Genomic DNA, 14,307 nt, shown 5'->3' on the forward strand with positions numbered 1-14,307 from the left:
GGCACCCGCTGATGCTCCGCCGCCTCCCGCCCGGCGGGAGGCGCGGCTAACCGCCGTCCGCGCGATCCGCGCTCACTCGCCCCGCTGATAGACCATGTAGACGTCCGCCCGCTCGTAGTGCGAGCCCTCGCGCACCGACGGCTGCATCACGAAGCCCGCCTTCTGGTACATCCGCAGCGCGGTCTGCAGCCGGCTGTTGGATTCCAGGAACAACGTCTTCCCGCCGCGCCGGTGGAACTCGGCAATGCAGGCCTCGAGCAGGCGCTTGCCCGCACCCAGGCCACGGAAGGTTTCGTCCACGCCCATCTTGGTCAGTTCGAACGCGCCGGGCGATTCCTGCAGCAGCGCGCAGGTGCCGATGACCTCATCACCAAGACGGGCGAAGAAGATCGCGCCACCCGGCTCCAGGATGTAGCGCTCCGGGTCGCCCAGCACGGCGCGATCGATGTCCTCGATGCGGAAGTGCCGTTCCAGCCACTGCGCGTTCAATCGGTGGAAGTGTTCACGCAGCGCCGGTGCATACGGCACGATCTCCAGCGGCGCCGTCCTGATGGCGTCATGCTCGGCCAGGATGGCCTCGGCGACCGGCCGCTCCCGCAAGGCGCGCTCGCATGCCGCAATGGCGTCCAGCAGGTGGCTGGCGTGCGCTTCGAGCGAAGTACCGACACCCCGTTGCACGGCGCACCAGATCGGCCCGAGGCCGGACAGCGCGCCATGCGCCTTGTCGGTGAGCGTCAATACGGTGCGCCGGCCGTCGGCCGGGTCGCGCCGGCGGCGCACCATCCCGGCGCGCACCAGCTTGTCGGTCAGCTGGCTCACTGCCGAATGGGTCTGGCCGATCGCCTGGGCCACTTCCGTCACCGTGCCCGGGCCCGTGTCCCACAGGTAGCGCAGCACAGGCAGCCAGCGCGACTCGATCGGGGCGCCGAGCGCCCGGTAGACCTCGTCCGCCGCGCCGTAAAAGTGATCGCTGAGCGCCTTCAGCCGGCTGCCTAGCGCCAGCTTGCCAAGGGATGCCAGGTACATGCGAATGCCCGCCGAGTACGGAATACGTAAGTACTAACGTATTTCGCCACGCGCGGCCTTGCAAGCCCCTTGGGCATGCGCCGAGCGCGCGGGGGATCAGTGCCAGGCCACCCGCTCGAGCGGCCGTCCCAGCGCCCGCTCGATCCGCTTGCACAGCTTCGGGGTGCCGTTGACCAGCACCGGTTCGACCGCGGCCTTGAGCATGTGCAGGTCATGCAGCGAGTCGCCATAGGCACGCTGCCAGGCGGGCACACCGTGCGTGGTCAGCGCCTTGAGCTTGCCGGCGCCGATGTTGTGGTGCGCCAGGCGCAGGCCGAACGGGCCGGGCTTGACTCGCGAGGCGACCAGCTCCACGCCGGTGAGCCCCAGCTGGACAAGCAGGCTCTCGACCAGCGTGTGCTCGCAGCCGGTCACCACGATCACCCGCTCGCCAGCGGCCTGGTGGCGACGCAGCGCACGCACGCCGTCGCGGCAGAAGTGGCCTGGGCGCCGGACCAGCTCCGCGGCGAACGCGTCGACCGCGGCGCGATAGCGCCTCTCGTCCAACCCCAGCAGCGCGATGTGCACCAACGGCCGCCGCAGCCGGCGGGTCAGCGGCCACAGCAGCATCAGCCAGGGCAGTGCCAGCAAGGCGAGCAGCTGGCGCCCGACCGAGCGGGCATAGCGCTCGCGGATGAACAATTCGTAGGTGTCGGCGTGGGTCAGCACGCCGTCGAAATCGAACAGCACGACCGGCGGTACGCCAGCGGCTGCAATCTCCTGCCCATCCATCGCGTCAGACCGCGAACAGCCGGTCGAGCGCCTGGCCCGGATCCTCGGCCCGCATGAACGCCTCGCCGACCAGGAAGGCGTGGATGCCCGCCTGGCGCAGGCGCGCCACGTCCTCGCGCGTGTGGATGCCCGACTCGGCGACCAGCACGCGGTCGTCATCCGCCATGCGCGGCTTGAGCGCGAGCGAGGTGTCCAGCGTGGTCTCGAACGTGCGCAGGTTGCGGTTGTTCACGCCGATCAGCGGCACGGGCAGCGCCAGCGCGCGCTCCAGTTCCGCGGCATCGTGCACCTCGCACAGCACGTCCAGGTCGAGCTCGGCGGCAAGCAGCGACAGTTCCAGCAGCGTCGCGTCATCCAGCGCCGCGACGATCAGTAGGATGCAGTCGGCGCCGATCGCGCGGGCCTCGTACACCTGGTACGGGTCGATGATGAAGTCCTTGCGCAGCAGCGGCAGCGCGCAGGCCTCGCGCGCCTGCTTCAGGTAGTCCTCGCTGCCCTGGAAGAACTCGCGGTCGGTCAGCACCGACAGGCAGGTGGCGCCACCGGCCGCGTAGCTGCGTGCGATCGCGGCCGGATCGAAGTCGGCGCGGATCACGCCCTTGCTCGGACTGGCCTTCTTCACCTCGGCGATCACCGCCGGCAGCCCGGCGGCCAGCCTGTCCTCCATGGCGGCAGCGAAGCCACGGGTGGGCGGCAGGTCATCGATGCGCGAGGCAAGTTCGGCCAGCGACAGCGTGGCGCCGCGCTCGGCGATCTCCTCGGCCTTGCGGGCGAGGATGCGTTGAAGAATGTCGGTCATGGCGTCGAACGGTAGGGGCGCACCTGTGCGCGAAAAGCCAACGTCGCGGCGAGCAGGGCCTGCCGTTCGCGCACGCGTGCGTTCAGGACTGGCCCGCGAGCCTGCGCGTCGCGGCGATGAATTCCATCATTTTCGCATGCGCGGCGCCGCTGGCGATGGTCTGGCGCGCCAGCGCGATGCCCTCGTCGATGTCGCCCGCCACGCCGGCGGTATAGAGGGCCGCGCCGGCGTTGAGGCAGACGATGTCGTGCGCCACGCCGTGGCGGCCGCCCAAGGCATCCAGCAGCATGGCGCGCGATTCGTCCACGCTCTCCACCCGCAGGTTGCGGCTGGAGGCCATCGCCAGGCCGAAGTCCTCCGGCTCGATCTCGTACTCGCGCACTTCGCCGCCGCGCAGCTCGCCGACCAGTGTAGCCGCGCCCAGCGAGATCTCGTCCATGCCATCGCGGCCCCACACCACCATCGCGTGGCGCGCGCCAAGCGCCTGCAGCACGCGCACCTGGATGCCGACCAGGTCGGGATGGAACACGCCCATCAGGATGTTCGGCGCGCCGGCCGGATTGGTCAGCGGCCCCAGGATATTGAACAGCGTGCGCACGCCCATTTCCCTGCGCACCGGCGCGACCACCTTCATGGCCGGATGATGGTTCGGCGCGAACATGAAGCCGATCCCGGTCTCCTCCATGCACCGGGCGACCTGCGAAGGATCGAGGTCGATCACCGCACCCAGCGCCTCCAGTACGTCCGCGCTGCCCGACTTGGAGGAGACGCTGCGCCCACCGTGCTTGGCCACGCGCGCACCGGCTGCCGCGGCGACGAACATCGAGGCGGTGGATATGTTGAAGCTCGACGCACCGTCGCCACCGGTGCCGACGATATCCACGAAGTGGGGATGCGCCGGGGCGTCGACCTTGGCCGACAGCTCGCGCATCACCCGCGCCGCACCGGTGATCTCGCCGACGGTTTCCTTCTTCACGCGCAGGCCGGTGATGATCGCCGCGGTCATCAGCGGGCTCACCTCGCCGCGCATGATCTGGCGCATCAGCGCGATCATCTCGTCATGGAAGATCTCGCGGTGCTCGATAGTGCGCTGCAGCGCTTCCTGGGGCGTGATCGAGATCTCGCGCGGGCTCATGCAGCGAGCTTCCGCCGCGGCAGGCCGAGGAAGTTGGCCAGCAGGTCGTGGCCGTACTGCGTCAGGATCGACTCGGGGTGGAACTGCACGCCCTCGATCGGCAGCGTCCTGTGGCGCAGGCCCATGATCTCGTCCAGCGAGCCGTCGGGATGCTCGGTCCACGCGGTCACTTCCAGACAGTCCGGCAGCGAACCCTGCTCGACCACCAGCGAGTGGTAGCGCGTGGCCTCGAACGGATCGGGCAGGCCGGCAAACACGCCTTGCCCGCGGTGACGCACCGGCGAGGTCTTGCCATGCATTATCTGCTTGGCGCGGACCACCTTGCCGCCGAACGCCTGCCCGATCGCCTGGTGCCCGAGACACACGCCGAAGACCGGAACCTCCCCCGCCAGCTCGCGCAATACCCCCAGCGACACGCCCGCATCGTCCGGCGTGCCCGGCCCGGGCGAAATCATGATGTGCGAGGGCTTGAGCGCGCGGATGTCCGGAACGTTCAGCGCATCGTTGCGCACCACCTTCACCTCCTGCCCCAGCTCGCCCAGGTACTGGACGAGGTTGAAGGTGAAGCTGTCGTAGTTGTCGATCATCAAAAGCACGGGCGGTAGCCTCTGCGTAGAGCCTGCCCACGCCGCACGGCACGGGCGAATCCAACACCCAGTGTATCCGGCGGCCGGGGGGTTCGGACAATCCAGACAGGCTTCCTTCGGCACTCCCGCCTGGCGCGCCGCTTCCGCTACGAACGCCGCCCCACGCAGTTGCAGGTCGCCTTCCGCATGGAGCCGACGCTGTGGCCATCAGACTCGGTCGCACCCGGCTGAGCATGGCTGCCGAAATGCCCGCGTCCGCCAGGTGCCCGGGCAACGGCCGTCCGAGTGCCAGGTTCGCGCAGGCCTCGCCCATCGCGGCGCTGGTCTGGATGCCGTAGCCGCCCTGGGCGGCGACCCAGAAAAATCCCGGCGCATCGGGGGCGAAGCCACCGACCAGGTCGCCATCGGCGACGAAGGAGCGCAGGCCGGCCCAGGCGCGGGTCGGGCGGCGGATCTCCATGGTGGTGGCCTGCTCGATGCCGTGGATGCCGAGCGCGATGTCGTATTCCTCCGGCTGCACGTCGTGCGGGTCGACCGGGTCGGCGTTGGCCGCCGAGCCCAGCAGCAGGCCGGCGTCGGGCTTGAAGTAGAACGTTTCGGCGATGTCGCAGACGAACGGCCAGCGGTGCACGTCCATGCCAGCGGGCGGCTCGAACACGAACGCCGAGCGGCGCTTGGGCTGCAGGCCCAGCGGCGCGACGCCGGCGATCCGGGCGACCTGGTCGGCCCATGCTCCGGCGGCGTCGAGCAGCAGCGGCGCGCGATAGACCGCCTCGCCCGCGTCGACCTCCCAACCGGACGCCGTGCGTTCGATGGTGCGAATGGCCACGTTCAGGCGCAGCTGCCCACCGCGCGCGCGCAGGCCGCGCAGGAAGCCCTGGTGCAGTTCGTTGACGTCGATGTCGGCGGCCCCCGGCTCGTGCATGCCGATCTGCGCGGCTTCCGGCTTGAGCACCGGCACGCTTGCGCGCAGGCGGGCGGCATCGTGCAGTTCGAGGTCGCGCGTGTACGGCAGGATCGCCTCGTACTCGGCACGCACGCGGTCGGCGTCCGCGGCGGTGCCGATCACGGTGGCGCCCCGCGGCGTCAGGATGGGGGCGCTGGCGAATCCCTCCGGCGGGTTGGCCAGGAACGGCCGCGTCGCGCGGGTGAGTGCGCGCACCTGCGGCGATCCGTAGGTCTCGCTGAACAACGCCGCCGAACGGCCGGTGGAATGCATGCCCGCGTAGGCCTCGCGCTCGAGCACCAGCACGCGTGCATGCGGGGCGAGAAAGTAGGCCACCGAGGCCCCGGCCATGCCGGCACCGACCACGATCACATCGGTTTCGATCGATTGCATGCTTGCGCTCATCTGCTATGGCGCCCTCCCCTGCAAGCAGGGGAGGGCCGGGGAGGGATTGGTCGGAACGCGCGCGAAGGTGTGGACTACCCCCTCCCGGCCTCCTCCTGCGCGCAGGGGGAGGCGCTGACGTCGCGCGATTGCCGCGCCACCACGCTCGTGGCGGTGACGTCGGCGGTCACGTTGCCGAGGGTGGCGAAAGCGTCGGGCAGCGTGTCGACCGCAAGCATCAGGCCCAGTGGTCCGACCGGCAGGCCCATCGACTGCGCCACAGGAAGATTGGTGGCGACGAAGGTGACCGCACCGGGCAGACCCACCGAGCCCAGGCTGATCACCACTGCCAGCACGGCACCGGCCACCAGCTGGGTGGCGGAAAGGTCGACGCCATAGGCCCACGCGATGAACGCGGCCGAGGTCAGGTACTGCACCGGGCTGGTCAGACGGCACAGCGTGACCGCCATCGGCAGCACCAGCGCATTGACCTGTCCGGGATAACCCAGCCGCTGCTCGGCGCTTTCCAGCATCGCCGGCAGCGAGGCGAGCGAGGACTGCGTGCTGATCGCCACCGCCTGCGGCGGCAGCAGCGCGCTGGCGAAGCGGCGCAGCTTCTCGCCGCCCCAGACCACCGCCACCACGTACATCATGGCGGTCACCGCCAGGTACAGGATGATCTCGGCCAGCACGTACACGCCCAGCGCGCTCAGCATGCCCAGCCCCGAACGCGCGCACACGCCCAGGATCAGTGCGAACACGCCCAGCGGCGCCACCCACAGCACCCAGCGCACGATCACGATCATCGCGTCGGCGATTGCCTGGAAGAACTCCACCAGCATGGCGCGCCGCGCCGGCGCGATGCGCGTCAACGCGAAGCCGAGGAACAGTGCGAATACGACCAGCGGCACCATGGCGCTCTGCGCGGCTGCCATGAGGGCGTTGCTGGGAATCATCGAAATCAATGACGCGGCCCAGCTCACCGGAGCGGCCTGTGCGGCCCCGCTCACCACCGCGTGGTCCAGCGCGGTGCGCAGCGCTGGGTTGTGCGGAAACAGGGAGAACAACGCCGGCGCGGCTGCCGCGGTGAACAACGCCCCCAGCAGCAGCAACAGGACGAACACGACGATCGCCCGGCGCGCGATACGCCCGGAGGCGGCCGCGTCGGTGGCCGTGTTGACGCCTACCACCACCAGCGCCAGCACCAGCGGCACCACGGTCATCTGCAGCGCATTGAGCCAGAGCTTGCCGATCGGCTGCACCACGTCGGCCACCTGCGTGGCGACGAGCGGATTCCATGCCGCCAGGGCCAGGCCGAGGATGGCGCCGGCCGCGAGACCGCCCAGCACGCGCGCGGTGGGGCTCATCGAGCCGCGTCCCCGAGCGCCGGCAGGTGCCATGCCCCCTGCAGCTTTTCGTATGCCGGCGTGGGCAACAGCACGAACACCGGGTGCGCCTCCGGACGCAGCCAGCCCAGCAGGCGGTGCATCAGCGGGGGCGCCATGGCGGTGCAGCCGGTCGTGGCATCCACCGGCGACTTCCACAGGTGGGCGAAGATGCAGCTGCCGCCCTGCGGGCGCTGCTGCGGGTTGTGCTCGATCACGAAGCCCTGCCGGTAGCGCTGGTCGCCATTGACGTGAATGTCCCGGCGCATCGGCTCGGTGGAACCCTCGACCGCCTGCTCGCCCACGACCTTGGCATCGACGATGCGGTTGTACTGCGGCGAGCCGCTGACGTCGACGCAGTAGTCGGTGGCGCTCAGCGCACGGTAGGGCATGGCAGTGTCGGCCTTGGTGGCGTAGCCGAACGCCTCGCCGATGTCGAACACGCCGGCGGGGCTGCGCAGGTCGCCCTCGTGCTTGACCGGGCCGTCGTGGCGCGGCGGGTTGAGGCCCAGCCCCCAGCCGGCGCCGGCCTTGCCGATGGTGACCGGGGCGGCCGCACCGACTTCCTTCCAGCCGGCGGTGGTGCGCTCGTACGTGCGCAGGGTGCCGTGGTTGACGCTCCAGCCCGGTGTGGTGACCACCACCATCTGGCGCGCGTCGGACCAGGGGGTGGATGCGTCTTTCGCGGCGGCGCCACTGGCGAAAATCAGGGCGAGGATGAGCAGAGGAGCTTTGGACATGCGGTGATCTCACACAGTGGATTCCCTCTCCCCTCGGGAGAGGCTGCCCCGTCCTTGAACAAGGATGGGGCGGGTGAGGGTTCGGGCGGGGCGTGGTGCACGCTCGGGCCGAACCCTCTCCCCAACCCCTCTTCGGGGGGAGAGGGGCTCAACGGCAGCGGCTCAGGGAACGTCCGGACGGCCACCTCACGGCTCCAGCATCAACTGGATGCGCTCCAGGTTGGCCAGCAACTGTGCATGGCGGTCGTCGTGGCTTTCGCACAGCAGCACGAACACGCAGTCGAGCAGGTGTTGCAGTGCCGACTGGTAGAGCAGCGGCTGGATGTACGGCCGCTCGTCGTGCGCGCTCACCAGCAGCTGGATGTCGGACAGCGCGCGCAGCGGGTTGGCGGTGTGCCGGGTCACGGTGATCACCTGCCCGCGCCGCTCGCGGAAGTAGCGCGCGATCTTGCACAGCGCCGGGTGGTTGCCGTGCTCGGAGAACACCAGCAGCACGTCGCCGGCGCCCGCGGCCGAGACGTTGGCGGTCATCCGCGCGGTGTCGAAGTTGTGCACGGTGAGGATGCCCAGCAGCGACAGCCGCAGCGCGAAGTTGCGCGCATAGATGTCGTCCTCGCCCAGGCCGATGATGAAGACCTTGCCCGCACGCCCGGCCTGCTCGATCGCCGTGGCGATGGCATGAATGACCTGCGGCGGATTGATCAGTCGGGTGGCTTCCTCGGCCTCGGACTTGCGCCGCCACAGTGCGCCGGGACCTTCTTCCTCGCCCTCGCCCGCATGGTCCAGCGCTGGCGCGTCGCCGTTGTCGGCGCGGGCGATCGCCTCGCCGACCGAGTACTTCAGGTCCGGGTAACCCTTGAAGCCCAGTTTCTGGGTGAACTTGACCACGCTGGACTGGCTGATGCCCAGCGCGTTGGCCAGTTGCTGCGAGGAGTAGTCGCGCAGCAGGTGCGCGTTTTCCAGGATGAAGTCGGCAATGCGCCGCTCCACGGCCGACATCTGGTCGCGTTCCGAACGGATTTTGACCAGCGGCGACATCAGTCGTCGATCCTCTCCAGGCCCCTGATCTCGCGAATGCCCAGCCCTGGGGCGCCGGTCACGGAGATTTCCGATTCGTTGAAGATTACCCCACCGTCGACCGGGTTGAACTGGGCCAGCGAAGGCCCGTCCAGGTCGACCTTGCTGATCGCGTCGGCCCGCGCCACCGCCACGTGTACGGCAGCAGCCACGCTGATCGAGGTCTCCAGCATGCAGCCGATCATGCAGTCGATGCCGTGCAGCTGGGCGATGTCGGCGATCTTGATGGCGTTGGAGATGCCGCCGGTCTTCATCAGCTTGATGTTGATGATGTCGGCCGCGCGCATGCGGATCAGCTCGATCACCTCCATCGGTCCGAACACGCTCTCGTCGGCCATCACCGGCGTGTGCACGCGCTCGGTGACGTAGCGCATGCCTTCCAAGTCACGCGCCTTCACCGGCTGCTCGACCAGTTCCAGCTTGATCCCGGCCTCCTCCAGCGTCTGCAGCGCGTAGACCGCCTGCTTGGCGGTCCAGCCCTGGTTGGCGTCCAGGCGCAGCAGCGCGCGCCCTTCCACCGCCGCGTAGATCGCCTTGACCCGCTCGATGTCGACGCCGATGTCCTTGCCGACCTTGATCTTGAGCGATTCGAAGCCGCGCTCCACCGCCGCGACCGAGTCGGCCACCATCTTGTCGATGTAATCCACGCTGATGGTGATGTCGGTGGTGATCACCGGGTCGCCACCGCCGAGCAGCTTGTACAGCGGCGCGTTGTAGAGCTGCCCCCACAGGTCGTAGATCGCGATCTCCACCGCCGCCTTGGCGCTGGAGTTCTTCTCCATCGAGCCCTGGACCAGGTGGGTGAGGCGGTTGATGTTGGCGATGTCCTGGCCGATCAGGCGCGGGGAGATGTAATGCCGGATCGCATCCACGATCGAGCCGTGCGTGTCGCCGGTGATCACCGCGGTGGCCGGCGCTTCGCCGTAGCCGACCTGGCCGGTGTCGGTGTGCACCATCACCACGATGTCTTCCACCTGGTTGACGGTGCGCAACGCGGTCTTGAAGGGCGTCTTCAAGGGCACCCGCAGCATGCCGAACTGGATGTCTGTGATCTTCATGGGGTCTTGGGTCTTCTGTTGTCCGTAGGGTGGGCTTGCACCCACCGGGCCCTTGCGCGGGAAACGTCCGGCGGGCCAGGGCCCGCCCCAGGGACCGCTAGGGCCGCATGCGCACGTTGCTGGTCATGTGGTCGATGAAAGTGGAGTCCTTGCCGTAGAGCATCGGCAGCAGCGGCGTCACCGAGACCGCATTGAGCTTGACGTGCCGGGTCGCGCCGTCGGCGGTGCGGTAGCTCATGCCCAGCACGTCGTGGATCACCCACGGCTGCCCCTGCCATGGGCCGAGCGACATCATCACGTGGCCGGGGATGTAGACCAGGTCGCCGAGCTGCAATGCCTGCGCCGCCTGCAGGCGCTCCGCGTGCGAGCTGTCCCCGCTGAAGGTCCGCTTGGCGAACGCCGGGCTGACGCCCTGGCTGGAAGTGTTGCGCGGCATCTGCAGCCCCATCGAACGATAGACGTCGGAGACGAAGCCGGAGCAGTCGCGCCCGTCGTAGGCGTGGCCCCAGCCGTAGCGCTCGCCCAGGAACTTGAAGGCCTGGGTGATCAGGTTGCGCGGGGTCAGCGGCAGGTAGTCGGCGGCGGTGTCGGCATTCTTCTGGATCAGCGCGGGGCTGAAGGCGAGCGAGCCGTCGCCCTTGCGCACGGGCAGCTCGATCACGTGTGCGGCGTAGGGTGTCTGGCCGTTGACCGGCTGGTCGGGGGGCAGGTCGGTGAGCACCGGCACGCGGGTGCCCATGTCCAGTTCCACCTGGGAGACGGCCGGCGCCTCGCGGGTGAACACCGTGTACACCTTGGCCCCGGTGACGATGCGGTAGGGGGTCTTGTCGGCGTAGCCGAACACCGCGTCCCGGCTGCCCTCGGCGATGTTGGTCGCCTCGGTCCAGGCGGCGTAGCGCGGGCTGACCACGAACAGCCAGTGGCCGTCGCGGCTGGCGTGCGCGATCACCACCGGCGTGCCGGGGAACTCCGCCGTTTCCTGGAAGCGGTCGATGTCGGTATCACCCGGATGGCTGAACACGCGCAGCGTGGTCGGGAAGGTACGCAGCGCGGCACGGTGCACCACCAGGCCGTAGCGCGTGGCCTGGGTCGCCGGGATCGCGTCGAGCGCACGGGCATCGACCAGGGCCTTCACCGTGGCGGCCGCGACCGGCTTGCCGTGCACGTCGTAGAGCGGCTTGGCCGGTGCATCGGCCAGGCCCTCGATCCAGCCGCGGACCTGCGCGCCGCTCAGCCTGGCCGGCAGCTTGCGCAGCGCGTGCATCGAAGTGTCGCGCGCGAACAGCGTGGCGTTCTGCTTCTCGATCTGCTGGCGGGTCAGGATCTCCTTGTCCGGCTGCGGCTGCAGGCCGATCCAGAACTGTGGCGTCAGCTGGGCCTCGCCGACACCCAGCACGCCGGAAGGCGGGACCGGCAGGGCCGACGCCTGCTCGCGCGCATGCAGCGACGGCACGGCCAGCAGCAGGGCCAGCAGCGCCGAGGGAAGGAGGGTTCGCATGGTCGTGATCCTCATGGCCTTCAGGAGCCCGCCAGGGCCGACATGATCGACGCCACCAGCAGGCCGAAGCCGGTGCCCAGTATGTAGCCCAGCAGCGCGAGCAGGATGCCGACCGGCACCCGCGCGCGCGAATAGCTCGCCGCCAGGATCGGCGCCGCCGCCACGCCACCGATGTGCGCCAGCGAGGAGATCCCGCACAGGAACAGGTCGAAGCGGAACAGCTTGGCGAAGCCGACCAGCAGGATCGCGTGCAGGGTGATGACCGTGGCGCCGCAGAGCAGGTACAGCGGCGCTGCCGCGATGCCGTGGAAATTGCTCTGCGAGGCCAGCACCGCCACCACGCTGATCAGCAGCGCACCGGAGATCGTCCCCGCGCCCGGGAAGCGCGCCAGCGGGGTGTGCGCCACCACCAGCCCCGCGCCGGTGGACAGCAGGATGGTCCAGGTGGTGGCGCTGACCATGGTCGAGGTCGGCAGGTAGCCGGCCACCCAGCGCGCCAGCGCCGCGGCCAGCAGCGCCATGCCCAGCCAGAGCAGGACCGTGTCGGCAGTGGTCGGACCGGTCGGCTTCGCCTCGGCCACGACGAGGTCGCCGCTGGACCTCGCCCGCGTCCAGCGGTTGAATGCCGGCGCCAGCCGCGCCACGGCAAACAGCACCACTACCCACGTCGAGTAGCAGAGCGCATCGGTGAGCAGGCTCATCGCCAGGTGCTGGTCGGACATGCCGATGCCCTGCTTGACCGCGATCATGTTGGCGGTGCCACCCACCCAGCTGCCCGACAGCGCGGCCAGCGGGTGCCAGTCGTCGCCCGGCAGCCAGCGGTGGTAGAGCAGGAAGGTCGCCAGGAAGGCGACGAACAGGCTGACCGAGGTGCAGGCGAACACGCCGAGCACGCGCGGCCCGAGCGCGACGATCGCGCGCAGGTCGCAATTGATCATCAGCAGGAACAGCAGCGCCGGCACCATGTGCGACACCAGCGTCGACTGCGCGGCGCGGATCTCCTGGTTGACCTGCCACAGCCCCGACACCGCCAGCGCGGTCACCAGCAGGTAGACCAGCACGATCGGCGGCAGCACGTTGAACACGCGCCAGCCGGTGCGCCGCTCCAGCGCCGGAAACAGGCCGGCGGCCAGCAGCATCACGGCCAGGTACGGCCATACCGTGTGGATCACGCGCTACCCCTCGTGCGTCGTGTCAGGAATATGCCATTCCTCACACATTAAGTCGAAGCATAAATTATTGACCGCCTTTTGCAAGCGTGTTACACAAGGCCTTGATGCCAACTGGCGGGGGCGTTGTCGATGACGAAGGTGCCAGCGAAGCAAGCCCGACACACGCCGGCGCACCGTCGTGTGCGCGCAGGTGCGGTGCTGGCCGGCCTGCTCTGCTGCGCGACGCCGGTGCTGGCCAGCCTGCCGCCGCCCGCGCCGCCCGCCATCGTCGCGCAAATCGACCACGGCCACTTCGATACCGCCCGCCAGGCCATCGCGAAAGCGCTGGCCCAGCCGGGGCTCACGCCCCGGGCGCGCGAGGCGCTGACCTTCCAGCGCGAGCGCATGCGCCGCATCCTGCTCGACTTCACGCTGACCGCCGACCAGGCCAAGGCGCGCATCCGCAAGCAGATGCCGGACCTCACCGACGCCGAGTTCACGCGCTGGGACCATGCCGGCCTGATCGAGCACATGGTGATCGACGGCCGCACGCTCTATTTCAACCGCGCGCCCTCCAACCTCTACCGCCTGAGCGCCGAGGCGCGCGACCTTCGCGCCGTGCGGACGCCGATCACCGACGGACCGAACGAGACGCTCAACGACCACCACCGCGCGGCCTGGCGCGAGGCGCTCGCCGGCGGCAGGGCCGGCGTGCTGCCGATGCGCGTGCGCGTGACCCAGACCCTCACCGTGCACGCCGGCGCGGTGCCGCCCGGCGAGACGGTCAAGGCCTGGATCCCCTACCCGCGCGCGATTCCCGGCCAGCAGGACGACATCCGCTTCGTCGCCAGCCAGCCGGCCGGCGCGCGCATCGCGCCGGTGGACACGCTGCAGCGCACCGCCTACATGGAGGCGCCCGCGAAGGCCAGCCAACCGACCGTGTTCAAGCTCACCTACGAGCTGACCCTGCGCGCGCAGGTCCACCCGATCGACCCGGACAAGGTGGTGCCGGCGACGATCACGCCGGAGCTGAAGCCCTTCGTGCAGGAGCGCGCGCCGCACATCGTCTTCACCGACGACCTGCGCACGTTTTCGCGCAAGGTGGTCGGCGACGAGCAGAACCCCTACCGCATCGCGCAGAAGCTGTTCGCCGCCGTGGACGCGATCCCCTGGGCCGGCGCGCGCGAGTACTCCACGATCAGCAACATCAGCGACTACACCCTGCACGCCGGCCACGGCGACTGCGGTGAACAGACCCTGTTGCTGCTCGCGCTGCTGCGCCTGAACGGCATTCCGGCGCGCTGGCAGTCCGGCTGGATGTTCTCCGACGGCGACTACGACAACATCCACGACTGGGGCCAGCTCTACCTCGCCCCCTACGGCTGGGTGCCGGTGGACGTGACCTTCGGCCAGCTCGCGCCGAAGCCCGGCGACGATCCGCGCCTGCGCTGGTTCTACCTGGGCGGCCTGGACGCCTACCGCATCGCCTTCAACGACGACTACAGCCGCCCGCTGGTGCCGGCCAAGCAGTTTCCGCGCTCCGAAACGGTCGACTCGCAACGCGGCGAGGTCGAGTGGCGCGGCGGCAACCTGTACTTCAACCAATGGGATTACCACTTCGACTGGCAGTTCCTGCACGACAGCAACACTCCGGCCAAGCCGACCGCCGCCACGCCCGCCCAAGGGCGATGACGAACGAAGAAGCGGTTGCCCGGGGTCCGACCACCAACCGGCAGTCCATGCCGTCCAA

At 69.4% G+C, this 14,307-nt stretch carries 12 protein-coding genes and 1 pseudogene; 1 reads left to right on the top strand and 12 read right to left on the bottom strand.

Annotation, left to right across the window (positions count from 1 at the left end; genetic code table 11):
- Positions 1-72 precede the first annotated feature (72 nt).
- The 12 genes and pseudogenes from VFH59_RS03800 to VFH59_RS03855 all read right to left on the bottom strand — a co-directional run bounded on the left by VFH59_RS03800 (position 73) and on the right by VFH59_RS03855 (position 12,578).
- Positions 73-1,026, bottom strand: coding sequence for a bifunctional helix-turn-helix transcriptional regulator/GNAT family N-acetyltransferase (locus VFH59_RS03800; protein WP_325163558.1), 954 nt, complete (start codon positions 1,024-1,026; stop codon positions 73-75).
- Between the two features lie 96 nt (positions 1,027-1,122).
- Positions 1,123-1,797 carry a haloacid dehalogenase-like hydrolase gene (locus VFH59_RS03805; protein ID WP_325163559.1) on the bottom strand — a complete coding sequence of 225 codons (675 nt, stop codon included), beginning with the start codon at positions 1,795-1,797 and terminating at the stop codon, positions 1,123-1,125.
- Between the two features lie 4 nt (positions 1,798-1,801).
- Complete coding sequence (gene trpC, locus VFH59_RS03810; RefSeq protein ID WP_325163560.1) at positions 1,802-2,596, bottom strand: indole-3-glycerol phosphate synthase TrpC; 795 nt, start codon at positions 2,594-2,596, stop codon at positions 1,802-1,804.
- Between the two features lie 82 nt (positions 2,597-2,678).
- Positions 2,679-3,731, bottom strand: coding sequence for an anthranilate phosphoribosyltransferase (gene trpD, locus VFH59_RS03815; RefSeq protein ID WP_325163567.1), 1,053 nt, complete (start codon positions 3,729-3,731; stop codon positions 2,679-2,681).
- A complete protein-coding gene (locus VFH59_RS03820) occupies positions 3,728-4,327 on the bottom strand; it encodes an aminodeoxychorismate/anthranilate synthase component II (RefSeq protein WP_325163568.1) in 600 nt (199 codons plus the stop codon). The genes trpD and VFH59_RS03820 overlap by 4 nt, the downstream gene beginning before the upstream one ends.
- A gap of 292 nt (positions 4,328-4,619) precedes the next feature.
- Positions 4,620-5,669 (bottom strand): annotated as a pseudogene (locus tag VFH59_RS03825) (NAD(P)/FAD-dependent oxidoreductase); the annotation flags it as partial.
- A gap of 74 nt (positions 5,670-5,743) precedes the next feature.
- Entirely contained in the window at positions 5,744-7,015 is a 1,272-nt protein-coding gene (locus VFH59_RS03830; protein WP_325163561.1) for a dicarboxylate/amino acid:cation symporter, read from the bottom strand.
- On the bottom strand, positions 7,012-7,773 hold the full coding sequence (locus VFH59_RS03835; RefSeq protein WP_325163562.1) for a hypothetical protein: 762 nt from the start codon (positions 7,771-7,773) through the stop codon (positions 7,012-7,014). The genes VFH59_RS03830 and VFH59_RS03835 overlap by 4 nt, the downstream gene beginning before the upstream one ends.
- A gap of 186 nt (positions 7,774-7,959) precedes the next feature.
- The gene (locus VFH59_RS03840; RefSeq protein ID WP_325163563.1) at positions 7,960-8,811 is read right to left on the bottom strand and encodes a MurR/RpiR family transcriptional regulator; all 852 of its coding nucleotides are present in this window, start codon (positions 8,809-8,811) and stop codon (positions 7,960-7,962) included.
- Complete coding sequence (locus tag VFH59_RS03845) at positions 8,811-9,908, bottom strand: dipeptide epimerase (protein WP_325163564.1); 1,098 nt, start codon at positions 9,906-9,908, stop codon at positions 8,811-8,813. The genes VFH59_RS03840 and VFH59_RS03845 overlap by 1 nt, the downstream gene beginning before the upstream one ends.
- 97 nt (positions 9,909-10,005) lie before the next feature.
- Positions 10,006-11,406 carry an SH3 domain-containing protein gene (locus tag VFH59_RS03850; protein ID WP_325163565.1) on the bottom strand — a complete coding sequence of 467 codons (1,401 nt, stop codon included), beginning with the start codon at positions 11,404-11,406 and terminating at the stop codon, positions 10,006-10,008.
- A 20-nt stretch (positions 11,407-11,426) separates the two neighbouring features.
- Positions 11,427-12,578, bottom strand: coding sequence for a DUF819 domain-containing protein (locus VFH59_RS03855; RefSeq protein WP_325163566.1), 1,152 nt, complete (start codon positions 12,576-12,578; stop codon positions 11,427-11,429).
- A gap of 138 nt (positions 12,579-12,716) precedes the next feature.
- On the opposite strand from VFH59_RS03855, the gene VFH59_RS03860 reads away from it, so the two are divergent.
- Positions 12,717-14,249 carry a transglutaminase-like domain-containing protein gene (locus tag VFH59_RS03860; protein ID WP_414655846.1) on the top strand — a complete coding sequence of 511 codons (1,533 nt, stop codon included), beginning with the start codon at positions 12,717-12,719 and terminating at the stop codon, positions 14,247-14,249.
- Positions 14,250-14,307 lie beyond the last annotated feature (58 nt).

The sequence above is a fragment of the Frateuria sp. genome, assembly GCF_035695185.1.
Taxonomy (GTDB): domain Bacteria; phylum Pseudomonadota; class Gammaproteobacteria; order Xanthomonadales; family Rhodanobacteraceae; genus Frateuria_A.

Coding starts and splice junctions, on each gene's coding strand:
- VFH59_RS03800 (WP_325163558.1), bottom strand. CDS start 1,026: ATGTACCTGGCATCCCTTGGCAAGCTGGCGCTAGGCAGCCGGCTGAAG.
- VFH59_RS03805 (WP_325163559.1), bottom strand. CDS start 1,797: ATGGATGGGCAGGAGATTGCAGCCGCTGGCGTACCGCCGGTCGTGCTG.
- trpC (WP_325163560.1), bottom strand. CDS start 2,596: ATGACCGACATTCTTCAACGCATCCTCGCCCGCAAGGCCGAGGAGATC.
- trpD (WP_325163567.1), bottom strand. CDS start 3,731: ATGAGCCCGCGCGAGATCTCGATCACGCCCCAGGAAGCGCTGCAGCGC.
- VFH59_RS03830 (WP_325163561.1), bottom strand. CDS start 7,015: ATGAGCCCCACCGCGCGCGTGCTGGGCGGTCTCGCGGCCGGCGCCATC.
- VFH59_RS03835 (WP_325163562.1), bottom strand. CDS start 7,773: ATGTCCAAAGCTCCTCTGCTCATCCTCGCCCTGATTTTCGCCAGTGGC.
- VFH59_RS03840 (WP_325163563.1), bottom strand. CDS start 8,811: ATGTCGCCGCTGGTCAAAATCCGTTCGGAACGCGACCAGATGTCGGCC.
- VFH59_RS03845 (WP_325163564.1), bottom strand. CDS start 9,908: ATGAAGATCACAGACATCCAGTTCGGCATGCTGCGGGTGCCCTTGAAG.
- VFH59_RS03850 (WP_325163565.1), bottom strand. CDS start 11,406: ATGCGAACCCTCCTTCCCTCGGCGCTGCTGGCCCTGCTGCTGGCCGTG.